Source organism: Streptococcus cristatus, assembly GCF_001588905.1.
GTDB lineage: Bacteria > Bacillota > Bacilli > Lactobacillales > Streptococcaceae > Streptococcus > Streptococcus cristatus_N.
The window spans coordinates 1-26,873 of sequence record NZ_LAWH01000009.1 but is presented as its reverse complement, the minus strand read 5'-3'; the positions used below and the strand labels follow the sequence as shown (position 1 = coordinate 26,873).

At 43.3% G+C, this 26,873-nt stretch carries 25 protein-coding genes, 4 pseudogenes and 1 riboswitch; of the genes and pseudogenes, 21 read left to right on the top strand and 8 right to left on the bottom strand.

Features of this window, described 5'->3' with window-relative positions; all coding sequences use genetic code 11:
* Positions 1–108: 108 nt before the first annotated feature.
* Together yidC and A0765_RS01895 are read right to left on the bottom strand one after the other, a co-directional pair.
* Positions 109–1,029 carry a membrane protein insertase YidC gene (gene yidC, locus A0765_RS01900; protein ID WP_062004395.1) on the bottom strand — a complete coding sequence of 307 codons (921 nt, stop codon included), beginning with the start codon at positions 1,027–1,029 and terminating at the stop codon, positions 109–111.
* An 81-nt stretch (positions 1,030–1,110) separates the two neighbouring features.
* The gene (locus A0765_RS01895; RefSeq protein WP_005590906.1) at positions 1,111–1,389 is read right to left on the bottom strand and encodes an acylphosphatase; all 279 of its coding nucleotides are present in this window, start codon (positions 1,387–1,389) and stop codon (positions 1,111–1,113) included.
* Between the two features lie 142 nt (positions 1,390–1,531).
* Between A0765_RS01895 and A0765_RS01890 the strand changes: the two genes are divergently transcribed.
* The 6 genes from A0765_RS01890 (at position 1,532) to A0765_RS01865 (ending at position 7,443) form a co-directional block, all read left to right on the top strand.
* Positions 1,532–2,272 carry a TrmH family RNA methyltransferase gene (locus A0765_RS01890; RefSeq protein ID WP_062004394.1) on the top strand — a complete coding sequence of 247 codons (741 nt, stop codon included), beginning with the start codon at positions 1,532–1,534 and terminating at the stop codon, positions 2,270–2,272.
* 44 nt (positions 2,273–2,316) lie between these two features.
* Positions 2,317–2,808, top strand: a complete 492-nt coding sequence (locus tag A0765_RS01885; protein ID WP_062004393.1) for an HDIG domain-containing metalloprotein — start codon at positions 2,317–2,319, stop codon at positions 2,806–2,808.
* A 19-nt stretch (positions 2,809–2,827) separates the two neighbouring features.
* The gene (locus A0765_RS01880) at positions 2,828–3,511 is read left to right on the top strand and encodes a Bax inhibitor-1/YccA family protein (RefSeq protein WP_045498897.1); all 684 of its coding nucleotides are present in this window, start codon (positions 2,828–2,830) and stop codon (positions 3,509–3,511) included.
* 182 nt (positions 3,512–3,693) lie between these two features.
* A complete protein-coding gene (locus tag A0765_RS01875; protein ID WP_062004392.1) occupies positions 3,694–5,157 on the top strand; it encodes a flotillin family protein in 1,464 nt (487 codons plus the stop codon).
* Between the two features lie 162 nt (positions 5,158–5,319).
* Entirely contained in the window at positions 5,320–6,744 is a 1,425-nt protein-coding gene (gene gnd, locus A0765_RS01870) for an NADP-dependent phosphogluconate dehydrogenase (RefSeq protein WP_062004391.1), read from the top strand.
* Between the two features lie 9 nt (positions 6,745–6,753).
* The gene (locus tag A0765_RS01865) at positions 6,754–7,443 is read left to right on the top strand and encodes a response regulator transcription factor (RefSeq protein WP_062004390.1); all 690 of its coding nucleotides are present in this window, start codon (positions 6,754–6,756) and stop codon (positions 7,441–7,443) included.
* A 94-nt stretch (positions 7,444–7,537) separates the two neighbouring features.
* Here the strand turns inward: A0765_RS01865 and A0765_RS01860 are convergent, their stop codons facing one another.
* On the bottom strand, positions 7,538–8,020 hold the full coding sequence (locus A0765_RS01860; protein ID WP_062004389.1) for an S-ribosylhomocysteine lyase: 483 nt from the start codon (positions 8,018–8,020) through the stop codon (positions 7,538–7,540).
* 277 nt (positions 8,021–8,297) lie between these two features.
* Here A0765_RS01860 and A0765_RS01855 point away from each other — a divergent pair, with 277 nt between their 5' ends.
* Positions 8,298–9,911 (top strand): ribonuclease Y, encoded by a 1,614-nt coding sequence (locus A0765_RS01855; RefSeq protein WP_061422435.1) that lies wholly within the window; start codon positions 8,298–8,300, stop codon positions 9,909–9,911.
* A gap of 62 nt (positions 9,912–9,973) precedes the next feature.
* Positions 9,974–10,207 (top strand): annotated as a pseudogene (locus tag A0765_RS09865) (ABC transporter permease); the annotation flags it as partial.
* Positions 10,208–10,501: 294 nt separating this feature from the next.
* Here the strand turns inward: A0765_RS09865 and A0765_RS09860 are convergent.
* Positions 10,502–10,698 (bottom strand): annotated as a pseudogene (locus tag A0765_RS09860) (hypothetical protein); the annotation flags it as partial.
* 50 nt (positions 10,699–10,748) lie between these two features.
* Complete coding sequence (locus A0765_RS01850; RefSeq protein WP_062004388.1) at positions 10,749–11,543, bottom strand: ABC transporter ATP-binding protein; 795 nt, start codon at positions 11,541–11,543, stop codon at positions 10,749–10,751.
* Positions 11,544–11,661: 118 nt separating this feature from the next.
* Here A0765_RS01850 and A0765_RS01845 point away from each other — a divergent pair.
* Together A0765_RS01845 and tnpA are read left to right on the top strand one after the other, a co-directional pair.
* Positions 11,662–11,886 (top strand): annotated as a pseudogene (locus A0765_RS01845) (AI-2E family transporter); the annotation flags it as partial.
* Between the two features lie 199 nt (positions 11,887–12,085).
* Positions 12,086–12,476: pseudogene (tnpA, locus tag A0765_RS01840) on the top strand (IS200/IS605 family transposase).
* A 48-nt stretch (positions 12,477–12,524) separates the two neighbouring features.
* Here the strand turns inward: tnpA and A0765_RS01835 are convergent.
* Together A0765_RS01835 and trkA are read right to left on the bottom strand one after the other, a co-directional pair.
* The gene (locus tag A0765_RS01835; RefSeq protein ID WP_062004386.1) at positions 12,525–13,964 is read right to left on the bottom strand and encodes a TrkH family potassium uptake protein; all 1,440 of its coding nucleotides are present in this window, start codon (positions 13,962–13,964) and stop codon (positions 12,525–12,527) included.
* A 4-nt stretch (positions 13,965–13,968) separates the two neighbouring features.
* The gene (gene trkA / locus A0765_RS01830; protein WP_045498933.1) at positions 13,969–15,318 is read right to left on the bottom strand and encodes a Trk system potassium transporter TrkA; all 1,350 of its coding nucleotides are present in this window, start codon (positions 15,316–15,318) and stop codon (positions 13,969–13,971) included.
* A 302-nt stretch (positions 15,319–15,620) separates the two neighbouring features.
* Here trkA and A0765_RS01825 point away from each other — a divergent pair, with 302 nt between their 5' ends.
* The 8 genes from A0765_RS01825 (at position 15,621) to A0765_RS01790 (ending at position 22,049) form a co-directional block, all read left to right on the top strand.
* Positions 15,621–16,124 (top strand): tRNA (cytidine(34)-2'-O)-methyltransferase, encoded by a 504-nt coding sequence (locus A0765_RS01825; RefSeq protein WP_062004385.1) that lies wholly within the window; start codon positions 15,621–15,623, stop codon positions 16,122–16,124.
* 53 nt (positions 16,125–16,177) lie between these two features.
* Positions 16,178–16,386: riboswitch (FMN riboswitch) on the top strand.
* A 144-nt stretch (positions 16,387–16,530) separates the two neighbouring features.
* Positions 16,531–17,088 (top strand): ECF transporter S component, encoded by a 558-nt coding sequence (locus A0765_RS01820; RefSeq protein ID WP_062004384.1) that lies wholly within the window; start codon positions 16,531–16,533, stop codon positions 17,086–17,088.
* Positions 17,078–17,728, top strand: coding sequence for a phosphatase PAP2 family protein (locus A0765_RS01815; RefSeq protein ID WP_062004383.1), 651 nt, complete (start codon positions 17,078–17,080; stop codon positions 17,726–17,728). Before A0765_RS01820 ends, A0765_RS01815 begins: the two co-directional genes overlap by 11 nt.
* Positions 17,729–17,830: 102 nt before the next feature.
* Positions 17,831–18,130 (top strand): MGMT family protein, encoded by a 300-nt coding sequence (locus tag A0765_RS01810; protein WP_062004396.1) that lies wholly within the window; start codon positions 17,831–17,833, stop codon positions 18,128–18,130.
* A 59-nt stretch (positions 18,131–18,189) separates the two neighbouring features.
* Positions 18,190–19,137, top strand: coding sequence for a tRNA modification radical SAM protein MnmL/YtqA (gene mnmL / locus A0765_RS01805; protein ID WP_062004382.1), 948 nt, complete (start codon positions 18,190–18,192; stop codon positions 19,135–19,137).
* Positions 19,131–19,679, top strand: coding sequence for a tRNA 5-(aminomethyl)-2-thiouridylate-methyltransferase MnmM (mnmM, locus tag A0765_RS01800; protein ID WP_062004381.1), 549 nt, complete (start codon positions 19,131–19,133; stop codon positions 19,677–19,679). Before mnmL ends, mnmM begins: the two co-directional genes overlap by 7 nt.
* A gap of 48 nt (positions 19,680–19,727) precedes the next feature.
* Positions 19,728–19,982, top strand: coding sequence for a hypothetical protein (locus A0765_RS01795; RefSeq protein WP_062004380.1), 255 nt, complete (start codon positions 19,728–19,730; stop codon positions 19,980–19,982).
* A gap of 12 nt (positions 19,983–19,994) precedes the next feature.
* A complete protein-coding gene (locus A0765_RS01790) occupies positions 19,995–22,049 on the top strand; it encodes a cation:proton antiporter (RefSeq protein ID WP_062004379.1) in 2,055 nt (684 codons plus the stop codon).
* Positions 22,050–22,172: 123 nt separating this feature from the next.
* Here A0765_RS01790 and A0765_RS01785 read toward each other — a convergent pair whose 3' ends face one another.
* A complete protein-coding gene (locus A0765_RS01785; protein WP_062004378.1) occupies positions 22,173–24,440 on the bottom strand; it encodes an ATP-dependent Clp protease ATP-binding subunit in 2,268 nt (755 codons plus the stop codon).
* 241 nt (positions 24,441–24,681) lie between these two features.
* Between A0765_RS01785 and A0765_RS01780 the strand changes: the two genes are divergently transcribed.
* The 3 genes from A0765_RS01780 (at position 24,682) to A0765_RS01770 (ending at position 26,840) form a co-directional block, all read left to right on the top strand.
* The gene (locus A0765_RS01780; RefSeq protein ID WP_005592360.1) at positions 24,682–24,912 is read left to right on the top strand and encodes a DUF1797 family protein; all 231 of its coding nucleotides are present in this window, start codon (positions 24,682–24,684) and stop codon (positions 24,910–24,912) included.
* Between the two features lie 139 nt (positions 24,913–25,051).
* Positions 25,052–25,906, top strand: coding sequence for a bifunctional methylenetetrahydrofolate dehydrogenase/methenyltetrahydrofolate cyclohydrolase (locus A0765_RS01775; RefSeq protein ID WP_062004377.1), 855 nt, complete (start codon positions 25,052–25,054; stop codon positions 25,904–25,906).
* 277 nt (positions 25,907–26,183) lie between these two features.
* Positions 26,184–26,840, top strand: a complete 657-nt coding sequence (locus tag A0765_RS01770; protein ID WP_062004376.1) for a CBS domain-containing protein — start codon at positions 26,184–26,186, stop codon at positions 26,838–26,840.
* The last annotated feature ends 33 nt before the right edge of the window (positions 26,841–26,873 follow it).

Genomic DNA, 26,873 nt, shown 5'->3' with positions numbered 1-26,873 from the left:
GAGAGGCTAGGACTTTTGTCCCAGCCTCTCTTTTAGTATTTTTAGGGCGAGTAGAAAAAAATCCCTCCAAGATTAGATAGGAAATCTTGGAGGAACATGGATAATTATTTATCTAGAACGTTGTTTACCAGCGTTGCGATTCTTTTTCTTTTTATTGTTTTGAGTGATCGCTTGGCTCGCTTTTGGTGTCACATCTTTGATGCGACCTGCATTGCTCATGGCTTTCGGAGGATTCTTTTTGTATTCTTCTGCTACTTGCTTTCTGATCCGCGGACGCATTAAGTAGTTAATGATGAATTGTTGGATAATTTGAACGAAACCACCGACTACCCAGTAGAGCGTCACAGCTGCTGGTGACAAGAAAGAGAAACCTACGATCGTAATCGGGCTTATATAAGTAGCGCGCTTCATCTGCTCTTTTTGGGTCTCATCTTCGATACCATGTAGGGAAAGAAGTGACTGGATGTAGTAGAGTACCCCGACAATGAGTGTCAAGGCTAGACTAGGTTTCCCTAGATTGATACCAAGGAATGTACTGCTAGCTACGCCGTTTGTGTATTGGGCAGCGAAGAAGAGGGCTGAGAAGAAAGGCATCTGAATGATCAGAGGCAGGCAGCCGATGCCGCCAAACATACTCAGACCATTTTCTCTTTGGGCAGCGAATAATTCTTGCTGCGCTGCTAGCTTTTCTTCTTGAGTTTCGGCATTATTGATCCGTTCTTGGATAGGGGCAAAGATGGGCTTGAAGTAGTTCATCTTTTCTGACTGAAGAGTAGCCTTCCAAGACTGATAGATTCCCAGTGGGAAAATAATCAGCCGCACGATGACTGTAACGATAATAATCGCTAGACCATAACCGAGACCTGAATTCTTAGCAAAGAACTGGATGCTATCTGCCATAGGCCGACCAAGCACGTCCCAAATGGGACCAGCAGGATTGCCGGCCTTGTCTCGTCCGACACATCCTGTCAATAATAGAAGGAGGGACAAGCTCATTCCAGAGAATAAAATACGTTTAAATGTTTTCACGAGTTCATTTCCTTTGTTTCTAAAAAATAATACCTATCTATTCTACTGTTTTTTAAGGAAATATACAATAGTTCTCCAGACCTAATTTGCAATTTTAAAGTCAGTATAGGAATCAAAATTGGCCATAGTGACATCTAAATAGCTGACTTTTGAAAAAGGAGTTGGTCCCTTGCGGATTTCTTGAATGAACTTGGCCATGAGGGCAGAGCTTTCTGCTTGAGCCAAAATTTCGACTGTACCGTCGTCATTATTCCAGACACGACCGGTAATCCCGCCAATCTGCAAAGCAAGGGAGTAAACGCCCCAACGAAAGCCGACGCCTTGGACTCGTCCTTGCGCAATCATTCTTACTTTTTGCATCGTTACCTCCTTTTGTAGCGGTTTGAAACTCGCTTCTCAGCCCCATGGTGTAGCGACTAGCTGGCTGCTTGGGACAATATTTTCTCTGAAGCTAAGTCTAGAGGATGAGTTCAAAACTGCTAGATTGTGTTATAATGTATTTATGAATATTATAACCTCAAAAGCCAATAATGTGGTAAAAAAAGCTAAAAAGCTGCATCAAAAAAAATATCGTAGCGAGTCGTATTTGATTGAGGGCTGGCATCTTTTTGAGGAGGCTCTGGCCAGTCAGGCACGGATTCTGCGAATTTTTGCCTTGGCAGAGTACGAAGATCGCTTGGCAGCATTTTCTCAGACGATTTTTGTCAGTCCTGAGATTCTCAGTGATTTAGCAGATAGCAAGACCCCTCAGGGAATTGTTGCAGAATTAGCCTTTGAGGAGCAAAACATTCCAGAAAAGCTGGAAGGAGCCTATCTCTTTTTAGAAGATGTGCAGGATCCTGGTAATGTCGGAACCATCATCCGAACAGCGGATGCGGCGGGTTATCAAGGAGTTTTCATCTCTAGTCACTCCGCTGACATTTACAATCTCAAAACCTTGCGTTCTATGCAAGGTAGCCATTTTCATCTACCCATTTATCGCGTGAGCAGAGAGGATATGCTGGCTCTAGCTCGTCAAAATGATTTACAAATTCTGGCTTCGACCTTATCAGAAGATTCTGTGGATTATCAAAAGGTCAAAAAACATGAAGATTTCCTCCTAGTCATGGGCAATGAAGGTCAGGGGATCAGCCAAGAAATGACGGATGCGGCTGATGTTTTAGTTCATATTTCCATGAAGGGTCAGGCTGAAAGTCTTAACGTAGCTGTGGCAGCCGGCATCCTGATGTTTGCTTTAAGCTAGCTTTTAGAAATCTTTCTATAATAAAACTAAATGGAGGTGATGATATGCCTTACAGAGAAGATGATGAATTTATGGCCTATGTGGGGCATTTGATTGAGAAGCCAAGTGTTCAGCGTTTAAAAGGGATTACCCATCATATTTATTCCAATCGGCTTGAACATTCAATCAATGTCAGTTATACTAGCTATAAGATTGCTAAAAAATTTGGCTGGAATGCCCGCAGTACGGCACGAGGTGCTCTTCTGCATGATCTATTTTATTATGACTGGCGCGAAACCAAATTTAAAAAGAGTCATGCTTGGGTACATCCCCGCCTAGCAGTCCGAAATGCCCGTAAGATTACCAAGCTCAATCGAGTTGAGGAAGATATTATCATCAAGCATATGTGGGGAGCTACTTTAGCACCACCCCGCTACAAGGAGTCCTTCGTTGTGACCATGGTGGACAAGTATTGGGCGATCAAAGAAGCGACGGCACCTTGGCGACAAAAGCTGAGTGGGCGTAAAAAGTATCATCGAAAGATGATGAAAAGTTAAAATGTAAAAAGGAGACATTATGAACAATACAATTATTCAAGAAAACAGTGGACTTTCTAGTTTTTATTCTAAGGTCTACGGATTTGTCGGGATGGGAATTGCTATCTCTGCTCTGGTTTCGGGTCTAATGCTGACGACCTTCCAGACAGCTCTAGTTGAGATTTTGCTCCATTATAGCTGGATTTACTATGGAGCTATCTTTATTGAGCTGGCCTTGGTTTGGTCAGCTTCCAGCAGAGGACTCCGGAATAGTCCAGCTGCTCTTCCTCTCTTTTTGAGCTACTCAGCCCTAAACGGATTTACCATGAGTTTCATTGTGGCCATGTACACAGGAGGCGTGGTCTTCAAAGCATTTGCAGTTAGTGCAGCTGTTTTCCTTGTTATGGCAGCCATGGGCGTCATCATTAAAAAAGATTTATCTGGCATGGGTCGAGCTATGATTGCAGGCCTGATTGGGATTGTGATTGCGAGTTTTGTCAATATTTTCCTAGGTAGCGACATGATAGACTACATTGTCAGCTACGTCAGCGTTGTTATTTTCGCAGGGTTGATTGCTTGGGACAATCAAAAGATTCGCTATGTCTATGAGCAAACGGGTGGACAGGCAGGTCTTGGCTGGGCTATTTCTCTAGCTTTGAGCCTCTACCTTGACTTTATCAACCTCTTCCTCAGTATCCTTCGTATCTTTGGAAGAAATGACTAATAAAACATGGATAGTTTCCTCAATGAATGGGGGCTATCTTTTTTTGTTTGAGGGGGGAATTTTGGAAGTTGGATAGGAGTAGCAGTAAAAGTTTTGCAAACTGTTAATTTTTTGATATACTAACTAAAAATATATTTGGGCAATGCATTCGTCTATTGCTCTGGAAAAGAAAGGAAGTTTCTATGGATATGTTATTTATCCCAGGCTGGTTGATTTTTGCAATCATTGCAGCCATTGTGCTTATTATTCTTTTGGCTAAGGGGTATGTCAATGCTAAGCCAAATGAAGTAGTCGTTATTACTGGTCTGCGTAAGCAGCGTCATTTGAGAGGTAAGGCTGGCTTCATGATTCCTTTTGTAGAGCAGCGCTCTTATCTGGATATTGAGCAGTTTTCTACCGACGTCCGTACTTCTGAGTCTGTGCCAACACTTGATTTTATCAATGTTCGTGCCGATGCGGCTGTTAAGCTGAAGATTGGTACTACGGATGAAATGATTGAGCGTGCGGCAGAAAACTTCCTTAATTGGAACACAACAGATATTTCCAACTCTGTCCAAGATGTTCTCGAAGGGAACCTTCGTGAGGTAATCGGCCAGATGGAACTGCGCAAGATGGTCAATGACCGTCAGGAATTTGCTTCTAAAGTGCAGGATAACGTGGCGCCAGATTTGGCTAAGATGGGTTTGGAAGTCATTGCCTTTACTGTTCAATCCTTCTCTGATGAAGGCGGCGTTATTGACAACCTCGGTATTGAAAATGTCGAAACGATTAAGAAAGACGCCCTGATTGCCAAAGCTAAGGCTGAACGTGAGCGCAAGGAAGTTGAGGCTGAGCAGGACAAGTTGGCTAACGACAAGCGCGTGGCCGCTGACTTGGAAATTGCTCAAAAGCAAAATGAACTCAAACTGAAACAAGCAGCCCTCAAGCAGGAAGCAGATATTGCGCAAGCTAAAGCTGACGCGGCTAAAGGGATTGAGGCTGAAATCCAGCGTCGTGAACAAGAACGTGTGGCGGCAGAAGCCAACATCATGAAGCAGGAAAAAGAAGCGGAAGTCAAAGAACGAGAAGTTAAGGTCCGTGAGCAGGAATTGGATGCCAATATCCGCAAGCAAGCCGAAGCTGAAAAATATGCTCGTCAACAGGCCGCAGAAGCGCAATTGATTGAACGTCAGCGTCAGGCCGAAGCGGAACTCTTTGAAACACAGAAAGAAGCGGAAGCCCGCAAGGCTCAAGCCGAGGCTGAGAAATTTGCACAACTGCAAGAAGCTGAAGCTATTGAAGCCAAGGGACGTGCGGAGGCGGAAGCCATTCGTCTTAAACTAGAAGCGGAAGCACAAGGTTTGGACAAGAAAGCCGAAGCCATGAAGAAGATGCAGGAAGCTGCGATTACGGAGATGATTGTCGATAAACTGCCAGAAATCGCTCGCGCGGTAGCAGAGCCATTGACCAAGGTAGACAAGATTACCATGTATGGTGAAGGCAACGCTTCTAAAATGGTCGGTGATATCATGCAGAGCATTGACCAAGTTTCCCAAGGAGCAGGCTTTGACATTCGTCAACTGTTAGCTGGAGCACTTGGTGTCAACATGACTGTCAATAAGCTTAAACAAGATGAACAAGCTGTCATCGAAGTTGATGAGAAATAAATCCAAATGTATCTATGATATCCAAACAGCTGGGAGTTGCAACTTCTAGCTGTTTGTTTATCATCCATCAGAAAAGCATTTCTATCAGCTAAATACTTTTCATTACCATGTAAAAATGTTAAAATATAACAGATTAAACAACTAAGATTATAGGAGTAGAAAATGACAAAAGCAAACTTTGGTGTCGTAGGTATGGCCGTAATGGGTCGTAACCTTGCCCTAAATATCGAATCTCGTGGTTATACAGTTGCTATTTACAACCGTAGTAAAGAAAAGACAGAAGACGTAATCGCTTGCCATCCTGAAAAGAAATTTGTACCTAGCTACGATGTAGAGTCTTTCGTTCAATCTATCGAAAAACCTCGTCGTATCATGCTCATGGTTCAAGCTGGACCTGGTACAGACGCAACCATCCAAGCCCTTCTTCCACACCTTGACAAGGGCGATATCTTGATCGACGGCGGAAACACTTTCTATAAAGATACAATCCGTCGTAATGAAGAATTGGCAAACTCAGGCATCAACTTTATCGGTACCGGTGTTTCTGGTGGTGAAAAAGGTGCCCTTGAAGGTCCTTCTATCATGCCTGGTGGACAAAAAGAAGCTTACGAATTGGTTGCTGATGTTCTCGAAGAAATCTCAGCTAAAGCACCAGAAGATGGCAAACCATGTGTGACTTACATCGGTCCTGACGGAGCTGGTCACTATGTGAAAATGGTCCACAACGGTATCGAGTACGGTGATATGCAATTGATCGCAGAAAGCTATGACCTCATGCAACACTTGCTTGGTCTTTCTGCAGAAGACATGGCTGCAATCTTCACTGAGTGGAACAAGGGTGAATTGGACAGCTACTTGATCGAAATCACAGCTGATATCTTGAGCCGTAAAGACGATGAAGGCCAAGATGGACCAATTGTAGACTACATCCTTGATGCTGCAGGTAACAAGGGGACAGGTAAATGGACTAGCCAATCAGCGCTTGACCTTGGTGTGCCATTGTCACTGATCACTGAGTCAGTATTTGCCCGTTATATCTCTACTTACAAAGAAGAGCGTGTACATGCTAGCAAGGTGCTTCCAAAACCAGCTGCCTTCAAGTTTGAAGGTGACAAGGCTGAGTTGATTGAAAAGATCCGTCAAGCCCTTTACTTCTCAAAAATTATTTCATACGCACAAGGTTTTGCGCAGTTGCGTGTGGCATCTAAAGAAAACAACTGGAACTTGCCATTTGCGGACATCGCATCTATCTGGCGTGATGGCTGTATCATCCGTTCTCGTTTCTTGCAAAAGATCACAGATGCCTACAACCGCGATGCAGATCTTGCTAACCTTCTTTTAGATGAGTACTTCTTGGATGTAACTGCTAAGTACCAACAAGCAGTGCGTGATATCGTAGCTCTTGCTGTTCAAGCAGGTGTACCAGTACCAACCTTCTCAGCAGCCATCACTTACTTTGATAGCTACCGTTCAGCGGACCTTCCAGCTAACTTGATCCAAGCACAACGTGACTACTTTGGTGCTCACACTTACCAACGTAAAGACAAAGAAGGAACCTTCCACTACTCTTGGTATGACGAAAAATAGGATAGGCCTATGGCAAAGCGAATTTTATTAGTAGAAAATGAAAAGAATCTTGCACGATTTGTGACTTTGGAACTGCAAAAGGAAGCATTTCTTTTGGATGTGGTTGAGACAGGCAGTCAAGGTTTGGCACTAGCTAGAGAAAATGACTATGATCTATTTTTGCTTAATTATGACCTGCAGGATATGACCGCTAGTGAGTTTGCTAGGCAACTGAGTTTGTTCAAGCCGGCTTCAGTTATTATCGTCTTAGCCAGCCGTGAAGAGATCAAAGAACATGCAGATGAGATTCAGCGCTTTGCTGTTTCCTATACCGTCAAACCTTTTATTATCAGTGATTTGGTTGAGAAAGTATCCGATATCTTTCGAGGTCGGGACTTTATCGACCAGCATTGTAGCAAGCTAAAAACACCGACTGCTTACCGCAATCTACGAGTTGATTTGAAAAATCATATCGTCTATCGTGGAGAGGAAGTGATTGCCTTGACACGACGAGAATATGATTTATTAGTGACGCTGATGAGTAGTCCAAAAGTCATGAGTCGCGAGCAGCTTCTAGAACGTGTCTGGAAGTATGAAGGTGCCACTGAGACTAATGTAGTAGATGTCTATATTCGCTACCTACGTAGTAAGATTGATGTTGCTGGACAGACCAGCTATATCAAAACTGTCCGTGGCATCGGCTATGCTATGCAGGAATAATAAGAACAAACCCGCCCTCTGTTTCCAGTAGGACGGGTTAATTTTTTTATTTTTAGCGCAAATAATAAAATCCTAGAAGATTAAATCCCTCTGTTTAGAGGATATGACGCTCGAAAGCATTGTCAGAGATTCCTTGGCTGAGAATAAGTTTCGCCCATTCTTTGGCAGAAAAGAGGCTATGATCCTTGTAATTGCCACAGGATTCGATAGTAGTGCCAGGGACATCTTCCCAAGTAGTCGTTTCAGCGATTTCTTCTAAGCAAGATTTGATGACTTTAGCAATTTCAGTCGCTGAGTGCTGTCCCCACATAATCATATGGAAACCTGTGCGGCAACCGAAAGGCGAGCAGTCAATCATACCGTCAATTCGCTTGCGAATAAGCATAGCCAGTAAATGCTCGATGGTATGCAGGCCAGCAGTCGGAATAGAGTCTTCATTTGGCTGCACTAAGCGAATATCAAAGTTAGAGATAATATCTCCTTTGGGACCAGTTTCCTCGCCAATGAGGCGGACATAGGGTGCTTTTACGATTGTATGGTCAAGCTCAAAACTTTCAACGATAACTTCTTTAGACATGGTTTCTCCTTTAAAATCTAAAATTGGAACCTGAAAATGAGATCAGGTTTTAAAAGCGACATTTCAAACACTTCCTTTTGATTATAGCATAAAAAAATAAGAGTTAGGAAATAAAAAAATTTTATATATTAAATTCTTTGATTTAGCGCCTTTTCGCCCAATAATAGGCAAAAATCAAGCTTCTTTTTCAAAAAAATTGATTTGTGAATTTCTGCTATTTATGATAGAATAAAAAGGAATTTTGAATTCAATAATTAAATAGATTTGGAGTAAAAACATGGGCTTATATACGATAGCTGCTTTTGTTTTTGCTGCCATCATTGGTTTAGTGATTGGGTATGTAGGAATCGCGGTTAAGATGAAAGCATCTAAGGAAGCCGCGGAACTTACTCTTTTAAATGCTGAACAAGAAGCAACCAATTTACGCGGTCAGGCAGAACGCGAAGCGGATTTGATTGTCAAAGAAGCGATGCGCGAAACCAGTTCGCTTAAAAAAGAAGCACTTTTGGAGGCAAAAGAAGAAGCCAGAAAATATCGTGAAGAGGTTGATGCAGAATTTAAGTCTGAGCGTCAGGAGTTAAAACAAATTGAAAGCCGCTTGACAGAGCGTGCAAGTAGTCTTGACCGCAAAGATGATAATTTAACCAACAAGGAAAAGACTTTGGAGCACAAAGAACAAAGTCTTACTGATAAAGCTAAACACATTGATGCGCGTGAAGCACAAGTAGCTGAGCTAGAGAAGCAAAAAGAAGCTGAGCTTGAGCGGGTAGCGTCCTTGACTCAGACGGAAGCGCGTGAGATTATCTTGACCAAGACCGAGGACAAGTTGTCCAAGGAGATTGCGACTCGTATTCGGGAAGCAGAGCAGGATATCAAAGAGCGTTCGGACAAGGTGGCCAAGGATATCTTGGTTCAAGCTATGCAGCGGATTGCTGGTGACTATGTGGCTGAACAGACCAATTCAACGGTTCATCTTCCTGATGACAGCATGAAGGGACGGATTATCGGACGAGAAGGTCGCAATATTCGAACCTTTGAAAGCTTGACAGGGATTGATGTTATCATTGATGATACGCCTGAAGTGGTTACTCTTTCAGGTTTCGATCCAGTTCGCCGTGAGATTGCTCGGATGACTATGGAAGCTCTTCTCAAGGATGGTCGGATTCATCCGGCTCGTATCGAGGAATTGGTCGAAAAGAATCGCTTAGAGATTGATAACCGTATTCGAGAGTATGGTGAAGCCGCAGCCTATGAAATCGGAGCACCTAATCTGCATCCTGATTTGATGAAGATCATGGGTCGCTTGCAGTTCCGTACTTCTTACGGGCAAAATGTTCTCCGTCACTCGATTGAGGTTGCCAAACTGGCTGGAGTTATTGCTGGAGAGTTGGGTGAAAATGTTAACTTGGCTCGCCGTGCTGGTTTCCTCCATGATATTGGTAAGGCTATCGACCGAGAAGTAGAAGGCAGCCACGTAGAAATTGGAACTGAGTTGGCTCGTAAGTATAAGGAACATCCAGTTGTTATCAATACCATTGCTAGCCACCACGGAGATGTGGAACCTGAGAGCGTTATTGCAGTCATCGTTGCAGCAGCTGATGCCCTAAGTGCAGCTCGTCCAGGAGCTCGCAGTGAGTCGCTGGAAAGCTACATCAAGCGATTGCAAGATTTGGAAGAAATTGCGAATAGCTTTGAAGGGGTTAAGACAAGCTTTGCCCTTCAGGCAGGTCGTGAAATCCGAATCATGGTCAGTCCAGAGAAAATCAAGGATGATAAGATTACAATCTTGGCACATGATGTGCGTGAAAAGATTGAAAACAACTTGGAATATCCAGGAAATATTAAGGTCACAGTCATTCGCGAAATGCGAGCAGTTGATTATGCTAAATAAAAAGGTTGAGACAATATCTCAACCTTTTTGTTTGTTTTAAATGAAGTATTAAACCGCCAGTGCTTGGCCGAGGCTATTTGTCACCATTGGCATTTATTATTTTTACTATTATTTTTTCTCAGCTTGGTTCTGCTCTTAACTTTGGAAAGTATATTCCATGGGCGATTCCTGCACTCGCAAGTGGTATTGCAGGAAAACCACTATTGAATTTTGGGAGCTTTGTCAGTTTATTTGGGGTCAGTATTCTAGGTCTTATCGCAACAATAGCTTGGTGGAGGTATTCTGATTACGATTAAAATGAAGTGATGAAAATGCTAATAACACAAAGCCAAGTCTTATTCATTTCTATTCAAAATAACCCCTCCAGTTCAGCTTGAAGAATAAGAGGGGTTATATTATGATAATCGAGAGTTTTGGGCGAGAGGAGACTATGTGAATATCGTTGGCCTAAATGAAAAGATAGTTTCTAATATATGTGATTGGGAAAAAATGACCTTGTCCTTGAAAAGTTAAGTGTCAAACCGTTCTCAGATGGCAGTTTTAGAACAAGGTAAAATTCCGTTGTCATAGCATTAGTCAGGTGAGGGACAAAATCCGAAAAAATACTTGGTCTGAACCTTTTCCAACAGGGACCGGATTAAAAAAGGCTGAGGCTAAAGAACAGGAGGATAGGGTAGAAATACCAAGGATTACTGACGAATTGAACCCCCTCAACAGTCCTTAAAGGGATGTAAGTATGGGACAGCAGAATCTGCCCAGACAGGAAAAGCAAGACAATCGCAGTCATGGTCAGAATCAGAACCTAGCCCAGACTGAAGATGATGTTAGAAAATTACTTCATAAGGACCTGTTCTCCACCTTGATGAAATAACGGTCTTCTCCCAGCTCGATCAGCTCGACTGGCTGAGGATAGAAGCGATCCATGACCTCTTTTTGAAGAATGTCTTCTTTAGGACCTTGGGCTATGATTTCGCCTTCTTTCAGGAGCAGGACATGATCCATAGCTTCAGTGATTTCCTCTACATGGTGGGTGACATAGAGAATGGTTGGGGCCTGCTCCATCTGCGTAATCTTACCAATCTGATCCAGCAGGTTCTCGCGGGCAAAGAGATCCAGACCACTGGTCGCTTCGTCTAGGATAAGCAGTTCTGGCTTTTCCATGAGACTGCGCGCAATCAGCAAGAGCTGCTTTTCTCCTTGAGAGAGACTGATGTAGCTCCGGCCAATCAAATCTTGTCCGCCAATGGAAGCCAGCATTTCCCTAGCTTGATCCAGTTCTTCTTGTCCGTAAGGAGCGTAGAGAATACTGCTTTTATACTTGCCTGTCAGGACGATTTCTTCGGCAGTGAGATGGCTAGGCAGGCGCTCAGCAATGAAGGAGCCAACTACTCCAATCCTAGTTCGCAGCTGAGGAATGTCGCCGGCGCCAAATTCCGTATCCAGAACCGTCACCTTGCCCTGGGCCTTCCAATGTTCAGCCATAAGCAAGCGCAGGAGAGTAGATTTTCCTGAACCGTTGAGACCGAGAATAGCCCAATGCTCTCCCTTTTTCACCTGCCAGTTGAGATCTCTTAAGATGGTCCGGCCTTGTTTAGCCAAGCTTACATTTTCCAGTTTGATAATTTTTTCCATTTTTACTCCCTCTTTCGTTAAAACTCCTTTATTATAACAAAATTTAGGAAAAAATAACCGATAGGAGGAGGCAGATGTTTTATAAAAGTAAGCTGATGTAGGTCCTTTTACTAACGATAATCTTTCTTATCCCCGTATCGTTGGCGGTGTGATGAAGGTCGATCCTATTACCATCATAGTGCTCTTGCTCTTATCCAGCAATATCCATGGCGTGCTGGGGATGATTGTGGCAATACCGACTTATTCTATCCTCAAAGAAATCGCCAAATTCTTGGTTGATCGCTATGATAATCACAAGGAAACCCAGCAGCAGAAGAAGAACGAAGAGCTTGGAATCGATTGATTCCAGAGTCTCGAGACCAGAAATAAGAAGGAAGAAGGGCCTTCCGTCTTATTTTTATTATGGCTTCAAGCCAGTTTTTCTCGTAGAGAAAAACAAGAAAACTACCACAGCTAAGCTGGTGGCTGCCAAGGCTTTGAGCTTTCATTTCTTTTTCCTGATAGAATCTATCTGTTCAGGTAAGACAAAGGAGGAAAAAGAATTGGCTAAAACCAGTTGCAGTTTAGCACATACCAAATGGACGTGCAAATATCCTATCATATTTACCCCCAAGTATCCCAGAAAAATCATTCACTACAAAATAAGACGAGATCCCATTGAGATTTTTCTTCATCTATGTCAATACAAAGGTGTGGAAATTATTGAGGGACAGATGATGCCAGATCATGTTCACATACTTGTCTTGATCCCTCCAAAACTTTCGATTTTTGATTTCACGGGATATTTGATAAATATGTAAGTACCGTTGGCCTAAACGGAAAGACAGTTGCCAAATAGATTCGGGATTGGGAAAAAATAACATTGTCCTTAAAAAGTTAAGTGTCAAATCGTACGAGGATTCGTTCTCAGATGGTAGTTTTAGAACAAGATAAAAGCCCGTTGTTACGGGCATTAGTCAAGTAACGATAGCTATTTTCCTGCTATCTATTAGACCAGGTTCTTGGTAGGAATAGAAGCAGAATTGGATAGATCTCTAAACGTCCTGCAATCATGGCAAGAGAGAGGAGGAATTTAGAAAACGGGCTATAGATAGAGAAGGTCTCAGTTGTTCCAATCATTGGTCCGATATTATTGAAACAGCTGATGACAGCACTGGTAACAGTCATTAGATTGTTATTGTCCAGACTGATGATGAAAATCAAAGCTGCGATAATCAAAATATAAACTGCCAAATATTTGAGAACCTTGTGTTGGGTATCTTTATCCAAAACAGCACCGTTGATATGCATGGTTAGAACGCGGTTTGGCGAAAGTGTGGAAAGGATTTGGTTTTTAGCGATGCGACCGATGATAATGGCACGGATCACTTTGAAACCGCCAGCGGTGGAGCCAGCAGAACCACCTAGACACATGAGCAGCAGCAGAATGACTTGTGAGAAGAGGGGCCACTGTACGGTATCTCCATAGCCGAATCCTGTCGTAGTAATGATGTTGGAAACTTGGAAAAATGAAATTTCTAAGCTTTTTGCAAATTCCCCGTAAATATGGAGAACATTGAAGCTAATCAAAATAGTGGCAGTGAGGACGATCCAGAGATAGCCTTTCAACTCCTCGTCATGAAAACAGGCTTTAAATCTTCGAATCAAGAGATAATAGTAGAGATTGAAGTTCACCCCAAAGGTCAGAACGCCAAAGCTGACAAGGTAGGTGATTAGAGAACTGTTGTAGTGGGCGATTCCGTCGTTAAAGACAGTGAAGCCTCCTGTACCAGCCGTTCCCATTGCGATGACGATACTATCAAAGAGTGGCATGCCAGCGAGGAAATAAAGAAAAGTAAAAAGGGCAAAGAGCGCTAGATAGATAATATATAGAATCTGGGCAGTGTTTCTTAATTTCGACACAACCTTACCAAAGACTGGTCCAGGAACTTCCGCTTTCATAACCTCTAAGTGGCCATTTTTGGCATTGTCCATGATAGCTAAGGCAAAGACCAGCACCCCCATTCCTCCAATTAAGTGGGTAAAACTACGCCAAAAGAGGAGGGAGTGGGAAAGGACAGATACATTATTTAAAATCGTAGCACCAGTAGTGGTAAAGCCAGAGCTAACTTCAAAGAAAGCATCAATTAGATTCGGAATCTGGCCAGAAAAGACAAAAGGCAGAGCACCAAAGAAGGACCAGAGAATCCAGCAAAGGGCAACAATCAGTACCCCTTCCTTAGTGTAAATGTGGGCATCTTTAGGCTTAAAGGCTGAACCTAATCCACCCAAAATCACTAAAATAATCATTGTCGCGCCGATAGAAAGGAAGACTTCAAGATCTTCGTGGTAGATCAGGGCAACGATTGTTGGAACCAACAAGAGGGCTGCTTCGATGAGCAGGAGTTTGGAGAGGAGAAAGCGAATCATAGGTCTATTCATGGGGCTACCTCTCTAACAAATCGTAAATCTTATCGATGTTTTGAATCAAGGTTGTCACGATGATTTTATCTCCGACTTCCAAATAGTCATCTCCACTTGGGAAGATGGCTACGCCTTGACGAATGATAGCAGCAATCAGCACTCCGCTCCTCAATTTGAGCTGAGAAAGAGGCTGTTCGATCATTTTATTTCCTTCATTGATCTGGAATTGGAGCGTTTCAATCTGGCCATTTGCTACATGGTGCAAGGCTTCTAGGCTGGAGAATTGCGCGTTATTCCGTCCGCGGATAAAGTGCATAATGGTATCAACCGCAATCCCTTTTGGCGTGACAATACTTGCGAAGTCTTGATTGTCAATAATCTCGAGGAGACTTGTCCGATTGATCTTGGTAATGTTTTTTTGAACTCCAAGATTATTGAGGAACATGGAGGTGATGATATTCTCTTCATCGACGCCTGTCAGAGTAGCTATTGCATCGTAATGTGCAGCTCTTTCCTCGAGTAGAATATCTTTGGCTGTACCGTCTCCATTGACCACGTAGAGCTCAGGGAATTCTTGGCTGAAGAACTCTGCCCGCTGGCGATTGATCTCGACGACCTTGAGCTCAATCTTGCTATTTTTGAGAATATTTAATAAATAATAGGCAATCTTACCTGCCCCGATAATCATGAGGCTCTTGATGACTCTTGGTCGGATTTTATTGTGGAAGCGGACAATTTCTGAACGATTTCCAGTTAGGAAGATTTTATCAGATGGCTGCAAGGTGAAATCACCATCTGGAATGCTGAGTTTGCCCTCTCTCTCAATAGCACAGATAATAACGTGAGGGAAATGCTTCCTGAATTGCGAGAGATTCATTTGGCAGAGATAGCTTTCTGGCTTGATTTTAAACTCCATCAAGGTCACTCGGCCATTGGCAAAATGCTCCAATGACAGAGCATTAGGAAAATCAATAATATTGGCAATATAACGAGCAGCTAGGAGTTCAGGATTGACCATCAGAGAGAAGCCTAGAATATTTTTTTCTTTAAAATAAGCATTTGAGTATTCAGGATTTCTCACACGGACAATGGTTTCTTTAGCCCCCATTTTCTTTGCGAGAACGGCTGAAACCATGTTGACCTCATCCTGCTCCGTCATGGCAATAAAGATATCACAGTGGGCAACATCTGCCTGCTCCAAGATTTTAAAATTCGCACCATTTCCAACGATGCCCATAATATCGTAACGTTTTGTAATATGATTCAGAACAGCTTCATTTTGTTCAATTAAAACGACATCATGCTTTTCAGCAACGAGCGAGCGACAAAGGGCGGCTCCGACCTTCCCGCTTCCGACGACGATAATTTTCATATTATTCCTCCCGAATATGTATCTATCATACCTTTTTTTATATAAAATTTCATCTATAAATCTCAATAAAGTCGTTTTTTACAGAATAGTAAGCTGTTTCAAAAAATATCCTACAAAAATCTCACTTTTTGAGGTCATTTTTATTGACTTGTCGGAAGAAAATGATATACTAGGAAAGTACCCTCATTGATTTACATCAAACCTGTTGTGATGTAAGTTAATGATGCCTTAACCACGCTGTTTGCTGAGCTTGACTCCGGGCAGTGTGGCTATTTTTTTGCAATGGTGAAAGGAAGCAAGTCATGACAAATCACATTGTATTATTTGAACCTCAGATTCCACAAAATACAGGCAATATCGCACGTACTTGCGCTGCGACCAATTCTCCCCTCCACATCATCAAGCCTATGGGCTTTCCTATTGATGATCGCAAGATGAAGCGGGCTGGCTTGGATTATTGGGATAAGCTAGAGATTTATTTTTACGACAGTTTGGAAGATTTTATGTCTCAGATGAAAGGTAAACTCTATCTGATTTCGAAATTCGCTGAGAAGGTGTATTCTGAGATGGATTTATCGACTGACGAGGACCATTATTTCCTCTTTGGACGTGAAGACAAGGGATTGCCTGAGGACTTTATGCGCGAACATCCGGAGAAGGCTCTCCGTATTCCCATGAATGATGAACATGTCCGCAGTCTCAATGTGTCGAATACCGTCTGCATGATTGTTTACGAAGCCCTTCGCCAGCAGAACTTTGCAGGTCTTGAGCTTGTTCATACCTATGAAGTGGATAAATTGAAATAAATAATGAAAATGAACAAAATGCTTGCGCTTGTAAGCGTTTTTTGTTATGATAAAAGAGTCTTCAGGGCTGGGTGAAATTCCCGACCGGCGGTAAATTTGACTAGCTATTTTAGCTTTCTCGTCGTTGTCTTGTCTTAAGTATTATCTTCGACTGCGACGCCTAGATAAATCTAAAATATCTTAGCCAAATAAGTCCGCGAGCGCAAGCTGATGTGGTGAGATTCCACAACCGACAGTATAGTCTGGATGGGAGAAGACGAAAGGCGTTATTGCCTGGCCGGTCGGTCGTTTTAATCTTATTTTAAGAGGTATTTTATATACTCTTATAAATTGTGAAAGGATTTTTCGGGCCTTGTGTTAGCAGCCTTCCAGCTTCTCTAATTTTTATAAATTGGAGGAACCTGTTATGACAAATACGCGCAAAATGGCGATAGTAGCGGCTTTATCTGCACTATCTTTTCTGCTCATGTTCTATCAAATCCCTTTGGTAGCCGAGTTTCTAAAATTGGATTTTTCGATTATTCCGATTTTATTAGCCTTGGTTCTCTTGGATTTTAAGAGTTCTGTAGCAGTTTTGCTCATCCGCTCTGTTTTAAAATTGTCCTTAAATGGTCATGGAGTGGAAACCTTGATCGGTTTGCCAATCAATATTGTGGCGATTCTGGTCTATGTCATCTTCTTTGCTCTTTTCTGGGAAAAGAAGAGAGATTTGATGAGCTATCTGCTTGCATCATTCCTAGGAATTCTTTCCTTGACTGCAAGTATGCTAGCGCTGAATGCTTTTTATGCCATTCCGCTTTATGCTCGTTTTGCAAACTTTGATATCGGTCAGATGATTGGTGTAAGTAAGTATCTGCTGACCATGATTGTTCCCTTTAACCTATTAGAAGGAGTAATCTGGGCGGTGGCTTTCTGGCTGATTTACACGCTTTTGACGCCCGTTCTAAAACGCTATGAAAAATAAACAATCTTATCTAACAAAGGGCTCTTTTGCCCTTTTACTTTTCGTCATACTAGGCTACATGGTCAAGTTTTATCCAGAGCAGCTAACCAGCTTTGACACTCCGATTCAGACCTGGCTGCGGGGAGACTTGCCTGCAGCTTTGACGACATTTTTTAAACTGGTCACCAGTTTCATTGACCCACTAGGAATTATCATCTGGGTGTCTGCTCTTGCCCTGTTTTTCCTGTATAAAAAATGGAAATTAGAAGCTGCCTTGCTAGCGGGAAATCTTGTTTTACATGGGATTTTGATTAAGCTGATTAAACTCGTCTACCAAAGAAGTCGGCCCAGTATTTCGCATTTGGTCAAAGAGGGAGGCTATTCTTTCCCAAGTGGTCATTCTATGGCGACAGCCATTGTTGTTGGCACCTTGATTATCATTGTCCAGCAACGGATGCAAAATCAACAAATCAAACGTCTGGTACAGGGCTTGCTCCTGCTCTTTATCTTGACCATTATGGCATCCAGAGTCTATCTGGGCGTGCACTATCCGACAGATGTGATTGGAGGAGCCTTGATGGGCTTTGCCATTCTCAATATCGAGTTTCCCTTTTATGACAAGCTGCGCTTTCAATGGCGTTTCAGGGGAAAACAGAAATAAATAGAGATGTGAAAGGTTGGCTTTGCCAGCCTTTTTATCTTGACAAAGGAGGCCTCTTCTTTTAAGATAGGAGCAAGTGAGGTCAGGAGGTGATTGTCTGCTTTGAATCCAGAAATCATAAAGTCGGTTTTAGCTCTTGTAGATGAGATTCCTGCTGGGCGCGTGGCGACCTATGGTCAGATTGCTCGTTTAATTGGGCGACCTAAAAACGCCCGCTTGGTGGGGAAGATTCTCAGTCAGTCGGAGATTTATGGAGGTAAGCATCCTTGCCATCGGGTGGTCAATGCGGCAGGGCGCCTCGCACCAGGCTGGGAAGACCAAGCACACTTGCTCTGGGCGGAGGGAGTGGACTTGAAGGCCAATGGCTGTGTGGACCTCAAGCATTATCAGTGGGAGCGATGATTTTCTTCTTTCTTGATGAAAGGGGAAATTTTTGTTTCTAGGTCCTTTTTTGTGGTAGAATGGAAAGTATGAAATCTTACAATTCTTTGAATGATTATTATCGAAAAATTTTTGGAGAAAAGACCTTTAAAGTGCCTATTGATGCGGGCTTTGACTGTCCCAATCGAGATGGGACGGTGGCGCATGGAGGCTGTACCTTCTGTACCGTTTCGGGCTCGGGTGACGCCATTGTGGCGCCGGATGAGCCCATTCGCGAGCAGTTCTATAAGGAAATTGATTTTATGCACCGCAAGTGGCCAGATGTTCGCAAGTATCTGGTCTATTTCCAGAACTTCACCAATACCCATGAGAAGCTTGAAGTAATCCGCGAGCGTTATGAGCAAGCCATTAACGAGCCAGGCGTCGTTGGTCTCAATATCGGGACTCGGCCCGACTGTTTGCCTGACGAGACCATCGCCTACTTGGCTGACCTGTCCGAACGTATGCATGTGACCGTGGAGCTGGGGCTTCAGACTACCTATGAGGAGACCTCGGACCTCATCAACCGTGCCCATTCCTATGAGCTCTATGTGGAGACGGTCCAGCGAGTCCGTAAGCTGGCTCCCAAGGCGGAGATTGTCTCTCATTTGATTAACGGCCTGCCGGGTGAAACCCATGAGATGATGCTGGAGAATGTCCGCCGCTGTGTGACGGACAATGACATTCAGGGGATCAAGCTCCACTTGCTTCACCTGATGACCAATACCCGCATGCAACGGGATTACCATGAGGGACGGCTGCAGCTACTCAGTCAGGAGGAGTATGTCTCCATCATCTGCGACCAGTTGGAGATTATCCCTGAGCATATCGTCATCCACCGTATCACAGGCGATGCCCCGCGAGATATGCTGATTGGCCCTATGTGGAGCCTCAATAAATGGGAAGTGCTCAATGCCATTGAGGCAGAAATGCGTCGCCGTGGCAGCAAGCAAGGCTGTAAAGCAAAGGAGCAGAAATTCGTATGTTAAGACCTTTACAAATGGCTCATGATTTTTTGGCTGAAGTCGTGACCAAGGAAGATACTGTGGTGGACGCTACTATGGGCAACGGACATGACACCCTTTTTCTGGCTAAATTGGCTAAGCAAGTCTATGCTTTTGACATTCAGGAGCAGGCTGTGGAAAAGACTCGCCAGCGCTTGGCAGAAGCTGACTTGGACAATGCCCAGCTAATCTTGGCTGGCCATGAGACTCTGGACCAATACACAGACCATTTCAAGGCTGCTATTTTTAATCTTGGCTACTTGCCTTCGGCGGACAAGTCTGTCATTACACGACCCGCTACGACGCTGGAAGCTTTGGAAAAGGTCTGCCAAGGCTTGGCAAAAGGCGGCCGTGCAGCTATCATGATTTACTATGGGCATGAAGGGGGCGAAGTTGAAAAAGATGCGGTGCTTGACTTCGTCAGTCAGCTGCCCCAGCAGGATTTCACAGTCGTCCTCTACAAGACTATTAATCAGATTAACAATCCGCCTTTTTTGGTTATGATTGAGAAATTAAAAGGAAAATAAGGATTCCAAGATTGCTAAAAACTTTCTAAGGAATCATTTGGAGAAAAAATGGACAAGCAATATTTGCATGAAAAATTGGCTGGCTTACGAAACAAATACGTCGAGTCTGCCAATGAAGAAATGACTGTTGGCTTTTTAGACGAGGCCAAAATGAATAAAAAAATGCTGCGAATCAAGAAAAAATTGGTGAATCTAGAGATGGAGCGTTGCCAAAAGATGATTGAGCACCGCGATCTATCCAAAATTGATCAAAAGATTTCAGCGCAAAAAGAATTGTTTAAAGAGTGCTGCCAGCAAAGATAAAGGAGGTTCAAAGTGGAAATCCTTCTCTACACGATTGTTTTTTTGCTCTTATTGGTTGTATCGAATGTGACCAATCGCTTGCTGCCCCAGCTTCCTTTACCTCTAGTGCAAATTGTGCTGGGAATTTCGCTCGGTTTTCTCCTTCCTCAGGGGAAATTTCATTTAGATACAGAGTTATTTTTGGCCTTGGTAATTGGGCCATTGCTCTTTCGGGAGGCTGAGGAAAGCAATATTACCAGTATTCTCAAGCACTGGCGAATCATTTTGTATTTGATTTTTCCAGTTATCTTTATTTCAACGCTTGGTTTGGGCTATCTGGCTCATCTTCTCTGGGCTGCTTTGCCCTTGGCGGCCTGTGTTGCCGTAGGAGCCGCTTTGGGTCCGACAGACTTGGTTGCCTTTGCTTCTCTCTCAGAGCGTTTTTCCTTCCCCAAGCGGGTGGAAAATATCCTAAAAGGAGAGGGATTGCTTAACGATGCGTCTGGTCTAGTTGCTTTTCGTGTCGCCCTTCTGGCCTGGACCACAGGAAGTTTTTCCCTAGGTAAAGCTAGTATTTCCTTAGTTCTTTCCATTATCGGTGGTTTTGCCGTCGGGATGGCCAGCGCAGCTCTTAATCGCTGGCTGCATAAATTGCTGATGAGTGCCCAAGTATCAGATATTGCTAGTGAGCTCTTGCTGGAGCTGAGCCTACCCTTAGTTACCTTCTTTTTAGCGGAGGAAATCCATGTTTCAGGGATTATCGCAGTGGTCGTCGCAGGTATCTTTAAGGCCAGCCGCTTCAAGCGGATAACGCTTCTGGAAGCTCAGGTGGATTCGGTCACGGAAACCATCTGGAATACAGTGAACTTCATGCTCAATGGCTCTGTCTTTATCATTTTAGGGATCGAACTGGAGATGATTGCAGAGCCAATCTTAAAGAGTCCGATTTACAATAATCTCTTGTTGCTCGTGAGTATTGTCCTTCTGACTCTTCTACTCTTTGCCCTTCGGTTTATTATGCTGTTCACTTTTTACTTCATTCGAATCAGAAGATTACACAAGAATGTTGGAAACTACCTGAAGGAAATGCTGCTGCTGACCTTTTCAGGTGTCAAAGGAACCGTCTCCATTGCGACTATTCTTTTGATTCCGAGTCAGTTGGAGCAAGATCATCCTTTGTTGCTTTTCTTGGTAGCAGGTGTGACCTTTCTTAGCTTTCTGACAGGTTTGCTCACTCTTCCTCATCTGTCTGAGGAAAGAGAAGAAGAAAACGAGCACCTGATGCATATTGCTATTTTAAATGAAGTGGTGAGTGAGCTGGAAGCAGGCCTCAAGCAAACCAAGGCTAAGGCACCTCTCTATGCGGCTATTGACAATTACCATGGTCGTATCGAAAACCTAATCCTTGAACAGGAAGACAAGGCTACTCAGCGAGACTTGGCAGCTCTGAAATTATTGATTTTGAGTATCGAAAATGATGGTTTGGAGCAAGCTTTTGAGGAAGGAAAAATCAGCGATCGTAGCTATCATCTTTATCAGCGTTACCTACATAATATTGAGCAGGGCATCAATCGAAACTTAGTTTCTCGCTTTACCTATATGTTTCTCGTTACACTGCGCGTATTACGCATGTTGCTCCATGAAATCGTCACCCTTGGTGCTAGATGGCGCTCTTGGAGGCAAGGTGGAGCTAAGCATCTAACTGCTGAGGATATGGAGGATATAGCAGAGCTTTATCTGTCCAATACCGAAGTCATTATCGAAAGTTTGGAACATCTAAAGGGCATCTATAAGCCTTCTCTAATTACTTTTTTGCAGGAATCTCGACTAAGAGAAACGGAGATCATCGGTAGTGGTGCCTTCATCGAGCGTGTTATTGCGCGATTCAAGCCCAATAACATCTCAGAAATGATCTGGGGCTATTATTTGGAGAGAAAAATTATCTTTGAATACGAGAAAAAGAAATTGATCTCAAGTAGCTATGCAAAACGCCTGCGCCAAAATGTCAATAATTTAGAAAATTACTCACTGAAAGAGAGAGCCAACACCCTACCTTATGACATGGTTAATTACGCTAGAGAGCGCTAGAAGATAAGGCTATCCAGTGAGCTCCACTAAAAATTAATAGAATTCAAAAAGAGAACGGAATACTTTATCCGTTCTCTTCTTGCTTGTTTTTAAAAGTTTATCAAGACGCAGCGCTAAAATCAGTTAGCTTTCATCGGGCTTGGTTTTTTCTGCTTCAGCCTTTTTGGCTGACTTGATGAGAATCTTGCCATTGCTGGTCATGATAGCTTTGAGCTCTTTTTCGCTTGGATTTTCCAGATAGAAGTCAGTAATAGCATCTTCGATATGGTCTTGAATGGTGCGGCGCAGTGGGCGAGCGCCCATTTTGGGATCGTAGCCAAAATCAACTAATTTTTCTTTGACTTTCTCTGTAACATCCAGATGAATGTCGTTGGTTGCCAAGCGCTGGTTGACATCGTCTAGCATAAGGTTGACAATTTGCAGTAGGTTGTCCTTGCTGAGCGCCTGGAATTCGATAATGCCGTCAAAGCGGTTCATGAACTCAGGACTGAAAAAGTTACCCAGCTCACCCAAGACGGAGTTGGTGCGGCCTTCACGCGCTGCCCCAAAGCCAACGCTGGCTTCAGCCTTGCCCGTTCCAGCATTGGATGTCATGATGATAATGGTATCCTTGAAGCTGACAGTCCGACCTTGACCATCGGTCAGGCGGCCATCATCTAGAACCTGAAGGAACATGTGCATAACGTCAGGATGGGCCTTTTCTATCTCATCCAGTAGAATGAGCGAGTATGGATTGCGGCGGACGCGCTCGGTCAACTGGCCAGCCTCCTCATAGCCGACATAGCCTGGAGGCGCACCAACCAGCTTGGCCACGCTGTGTTTTTCCATGTATTCACTCATATCAAAGCGAATCATGCTGTCAGCAGAGCCAAAGAGCTCAATGGCCAGTTGCTTAGAAAGCTCAGTCTTACCGACACCAGTTGGTCCGACAAAGAGAAAGCTACCGATTGGACGATTAGGACTTCCTAGTCCGACCCGATTGCGGCGGATAGCCTTGGCAATCTTATCCACGGCATCATCTTGGCCGATGACATGAGCCTTTAAGTCACTAGCGAGATTGACTAGTTGAGACTGTTCCTTTTCTTTTAGGTCGCCAACTGGGATATTGGTCTTTTGCTCTACGATGTGCTCAATCGTTTTCTCGCTGATAATTGGGATATCGTTATCCAGCACGCTCGTCTTCTGAAGTTCCTTGTACTTGGCAATCTGATCGCGGAAGTAAGCTGCTTTTTCAAAGTCTTCGTCGCGAGTCGCCTGAGCCTTGAGATTTTCGGCCTCAATCAGACGTTGGTCAATGACTTTAGGATCAACAAAGTTGAGGGTCAGATTCATCTTAGAGCCAGCCTCATCCAATAGGTCGATAGCTTTGTCTGGCAGGAAGCGGTCTTGGATGTAGCGGTTGGAGAGAAGTGCCGCAGCTTCAATGGCCGCGTCTGTGTACTTGACATGATGGTAGTCTTCGTATTTTTTCTGAATCCCTTTGAGGATGGTAATCGTTTCTTCTACTGTCGGCTCATCTACCTTAACTGGCTGCATACGGCGTTCGAGGGCTGCATCCTTCTCGATGATACGGTATTCATTAAGGGTGGTTGCTCCGACCATCTGGAGTTCTCCGCGAGCCAAAGCTGGTTTGAGGATATTTCCGGCGTCCATATTGCCATCGCCAGCAGAACCTGCTCCGACAATTTCATGGATTTCATCAATAAAGAGAATGACATCTTGACGAGAGCGAATCTCGTCCATGAGCTTCTGCATCCGCTCCTCAAATTGACCACGGATACCAGTCCCTTGTACTAGGCTGACAACGTCTAGGCGGATAACTTCCTTGCCTTGGAGTTTGTGAGGTACGTCCCCGTCCACAATCTTCTGGGCCAAGCCTTCCACCACAGCTGTTTTTCCGACACCGGGTTCCCCGATAAGGACAGGATTGTTCTTGGTGCGGCGGTTGAGGATTTCAATGACACGAGTAATCTCTTCGTCCCGACCGATGACAGGGTCAATTTCTCCTTTACGGGCGATCTCAGTCACATTGATACCAAACTCTTCTAGGAGACCTTTTGGCTTTTGCGGAGCCTGTTGGCGTGCTCCGCCTCCATGATTGGAATTGCCACCATAGCCACCGCCACCGTAGCCTCCTCCAGATTGAGTTGGCGGGATATTTGGATTTGGTTCTTGGGGTTGTTGAAAATTACCAAGACTGTTAAAGAAATCGTCAATAGGGTCAATTCCTTGGTTGTTAGCCTGAGTCAGTCCTCGAAAAAGGCTATTGTTAGGGTCTGTCTTCATGATTTGATAGCAATTTTGACAAAGGTCAATCTGCTGCTTGTTTCCGTTTACATTTGTATAGAGATGGATGGTTGATTCATTGATTTTACAATTTTGACAAAGCATATTCTACCTCTTTCTTTGGCCGTAGATCCACCTATTTTTAAATGGTCAAAAATAGTCAAAGTATTATAGTTTCATTATATCAGTATTCTTGCACAATGCAAGAATTTACTACAAAATCCTCCCTGAGACTGATTTTTTGAGAAATTATAGCGCGAAAAAGAGAAAAAAATGGTCTTTTACTGGTATTTCAGTTTCTTTTTATGGTAAAATAGGAGAGAAGCAAGTAAATAGGAGAAATAAAATGGAATCACATTTAGTTAGAATCATCAATCGTTTGGAAGCTATGGCCAAAGATGGTGGAAATTTAAAACGTAATTTTGAACGTGAAGGAGTGGTTGTTGCCGAAGTGGCGTACAGCTACGACGAAGAAAATGGACCAATTTTTACTCTGCGTGATGTGGCAGCGCGTGAGACTTATACTTTCGATAGTATTGACTTGATTGCCATGGAAATTTATGAATTATTATACTAAAAAGCAGGCTTCTGCTTTTTTATTTTGCTCGTCAAGCTCAGTCTTTAATCTTATAACTTTATATAAGAAAAATGTATAAGTGGGACAGAAGGATTTCTGATATAATGAATAAATATAGTGAAAAAGAAATGAGAAAAGAATGGCAAACATTATTGACGGGAAAGCTTTAGCAGAAAAGCTTCAAGCGAAACTTGCAGAAAAAACAGCAAAACTAAAAGTAGAGACAGGGCAGGAACCTGGTTTAGTGGTGATTTTGGTGGGCGACAATCCAGCCAGTCAGGTTTATGTGAGAAATAAAGAGCGGTCTGCTCTAGCCGCTGGCTTTCGTAGTGAAGTCGTGCGCCTGCCCGAGTCAACGAGTCAGGAAGAATTGCTGGCTTTGATTGCTAAATATAATCAGGATCCAGCTTGGCACGGAATCCTAGTCCAGCTTCCTTTGCCAGCCCACATTGACGATGAAGCGGTTTTATTAGCCATTGATCCAGATAAGGATGTAGATGGCTTTCATCCGACCAATATGGGGCGACTTTGGTCAGGACATCCCTTGATGATCCCTTCTACACCATCAGGAATCATGGAAATGTTCCGTGAATATAAGGTGGACTTGGAAGGAAAGAATGCGGTGGTGATTGGCCGTAGTAATATTGTCGGTAAACCTATGGCTCAGCTTCTGTTGTCTAAAAATGCGACCGTTACTTTGACGCACTCAAGGACCCATCATTTAGCAAAAATTGCAAAGAAAGCTGATATTTTAGTGGTGGCTATCGGACGAGGACACTTTGTAACCAAGGACTTTGTCAAGGAGGGAGCTGTAGTTATTGATGTCGGCATGAACCGGGATGAAAATGGCAAGCTGATTGGCGATGTTAAATTTGACGAAGTGGCAGAAGTGGCTAGTCTCATTACTCCGGTTCCAAAGGGAGTTGGACCGATGACCATTACCATGCTAATGGAACAGACTTACCAGGCCTTTGTTAGAAGTTTGGAGAAATAATAGAAAAGTAGCATTAGGCTGATCAATTTCTTCTTTCAATTGTTTTTGGTCCTCTTGTCGCTAGTGGTATTAGACAAGAAACTATAGAGATAGGCTAAAGCGAGGCTGGGTCAAACGTTCCCCCTCGTTTTCTCATAGAAGAATCTAGCTTTTTTATAGGTAGTCTGCCTGATTTTTCTAAATTTTGAAAACATAAGAGAAAACTGTGAAAGCGTTTGAAATTGGTTGGAAAATACAGTATAATAAGATTAGAAAAAGAAATTAGAGGAGGCTTCTCATGGCAGTAAAAGATTTTATGACACGCAAGGTTGTATACATTAGCCCAGACACAACGATTGCGCATGCGGCAGATATTATGCGCGATCAAAAATTGCATCGCTTGCCCGTGATTGAAAATGATAAGCTGGTGGGTCTTGTGACAGAGGGAACAATCGCAGAAGCAAGTCCATCAAAGGCAACGAGCCTATCTATTTATGAAATGAACTATCTTCTGAATAAAACCAAAGTAAAAGATGTGATGATTCAGGATGTCGTTACTATTTCCCAGTATGCTAGTCTGGAAGATGCGACTTATTTGATGCTGAAAAATAAAATTGGAATCTTACCAGTTGTTGACAATGAGCAGGTCTATGGAATCATTACGGATCGCGACATTTTCAAAGCTTTTCTAGAAGTTTCTGGTTATGGCGAAAAGGGCGTTCGGATGCGCTTTGTCACGGAAGACGAGGTTGGTGTCCTATCGCATATTATCGCCTTGCTTGTCGAAGAAAACCTCAATATTTCAAACACGGTTAATATTCCTCGTAAGGACGGTAAAGTTGTCATTGAGGTACAAATTGACGGAGATGTTGACTTGGTTTCCTTGAAGGCCAAGTTTGAAGCACACAATATAAAAGTAGAAGATATTACCCGCACCAGTGCAAAAGTTTTATAAAGTTAGAGAGAGTGGGACAGAAATCGGTAATTC

Bases quoted from the DNA above. Each gene is read 5' to 3' on its own strand.
- A0765_RS01895 (WP_005590906.1), bottom strand. From the start codon at position 1,389: ATGCAAAAAGTAAGAATGATTGCGCAAGGACGAGTCCAAGGCGTCGGC.
- A0765_RS01890 (WP_062004394.1), top strand. From the start codon at position 1,532: ATGAATATTATAACCTCAAAAGCCAATAATGTGGTAAAAAAAGCTAAA.
- A0765_RS01885 (WP_062004393.1), top strand. From the start codon at position 2,317: ATGCCTTACAGAGAAGATGATGAATTTATGGCCTATGTGGGGCATTTG.
- A0765_RS01880 (WP_045498897.1), top strand. From the start codon at position 2,828: ATGAACAATACAATTATTCAAGAAAACAGTGGACTTTCTAGTTTTTAT.
- A0765_RS01875 (WP_062004392.1), top strand. From the start codon at position 3,694: ATGGATATGTTATTTATCCCAGGCTGGTTGATTTTTGCAATCATTGCA.
- gnd (WP_062004391.1), top strand. From the start codon at position 5,320: ATGACAAAAGCAAACTTTGGTGTCGTAGGTATGGCCGTAATGGGTCGT.
- A0765_RS01865 (WP_062004390.1), top strand. From the start codon at position 6,754: ATGGCAAAGCGAATTTTATTAGTAGAAAATGAAAAGAATCTTGCACGA.
- A0765_RS01860 (WP_062004389.1), bottom strand. From the start codon at position 8,020: ATGTCTAAAGAAGTTATCGTTGAAAGTTTTGAGCTTGACCATACAATC.
- A0765_RS01855 (WP_061422435.1), top strand. From the start codon at position 8,298: ATGGGCTTATATACGATAGCTGCTTTTGTTTTTGCTGCCATCATTGGT.
- A0765_RS01850 (WP_062004388.1), bottom strand. From the start codon at position 11,543: ATGGAAAAAATTATCAAACTGGAAAATGTAAGCTTGGCTAAACAAGGC.
- A0765_RS01835 (WP_062004386.1), bottom strand. From the start codon at position 13,964: ATGAATAGACCTATGATTCGCTTTCTCCTCTCCAAACTCCTGCTCATC.
- trkA (WP_045498933.1), bottom strand. From the start codon at position 15,318: ATGAAAATTATCGTCGTCGGAAGCGGGAAGGTCGGAGCCGCCCTTTGT.
- A0765_RS01825 (WP_062004385.1), top strand. From the start codon at position 15,621: ATGACAAATCACATTGTATTATTTGAACCTCAGATTCCACAAAATACA.
- A0765_RS01820 (WP_062004384.1), top strand. From the start codon at position 16,531: ATGACAAATACGCGCAAAATGGCGATAGTAGCGGCTTTATCTGCACTA.
- A0765_RS01815 (WP_062004383.1), top strand. From the start codon at position 17,078: ATGAAAAATAAACAATCTTATCTAACAAAGGGCTCTTTTGCCCTTTTA.
- mnmL (WP_062004382.1), top strand. From the start codon at position 18,190: ATGGAAAGTATGAAATCTTACAATTCTTTGAATGATTATTATCGAAAA.
- mnmM (WP_062004381.1), top strand. From the start codon at position 19,131: ATGTTAAGACCTTTACAAATGGCTCATGATTTTTTGGCTGAAGTCGTG.
- A0765_RS01795 (WP_062004380.1), top strand. From the start codon at position 19,728: ATGGACAAGCAATATTTGCATGAAAAATTGGCTGGCTTACGAAACAAA.
- A0765_RS01785 (WP_062004378.1), bottom strand. From the start codon at position 24,440: ATGCTTTGTCAAAATTGTAAAATCAATGAATCAACCATCCATCTCTAT.
- A0765_RS01780 (WP_005592360.1), top strand. From the start codon at position 24,682: ATGGAATCACATTTAGTTAGAATCATCAATCGTTTGGAAGCTATGGCC.
- A0765_RS01775 (WP_062004377.1), top strand. From the start codon at position 25,052: ATGGCAAACATTATTGACGGGAAAGCTTTAGCAGAAAAGCTTCAAGCG.
- A0765_RS01770 (WP_062004376.1), top strand. From the start codon at position 26,184: ATGGCAGTAAAAGATTTTATGACACGCAAGGTTGTATACATTAGCCCA.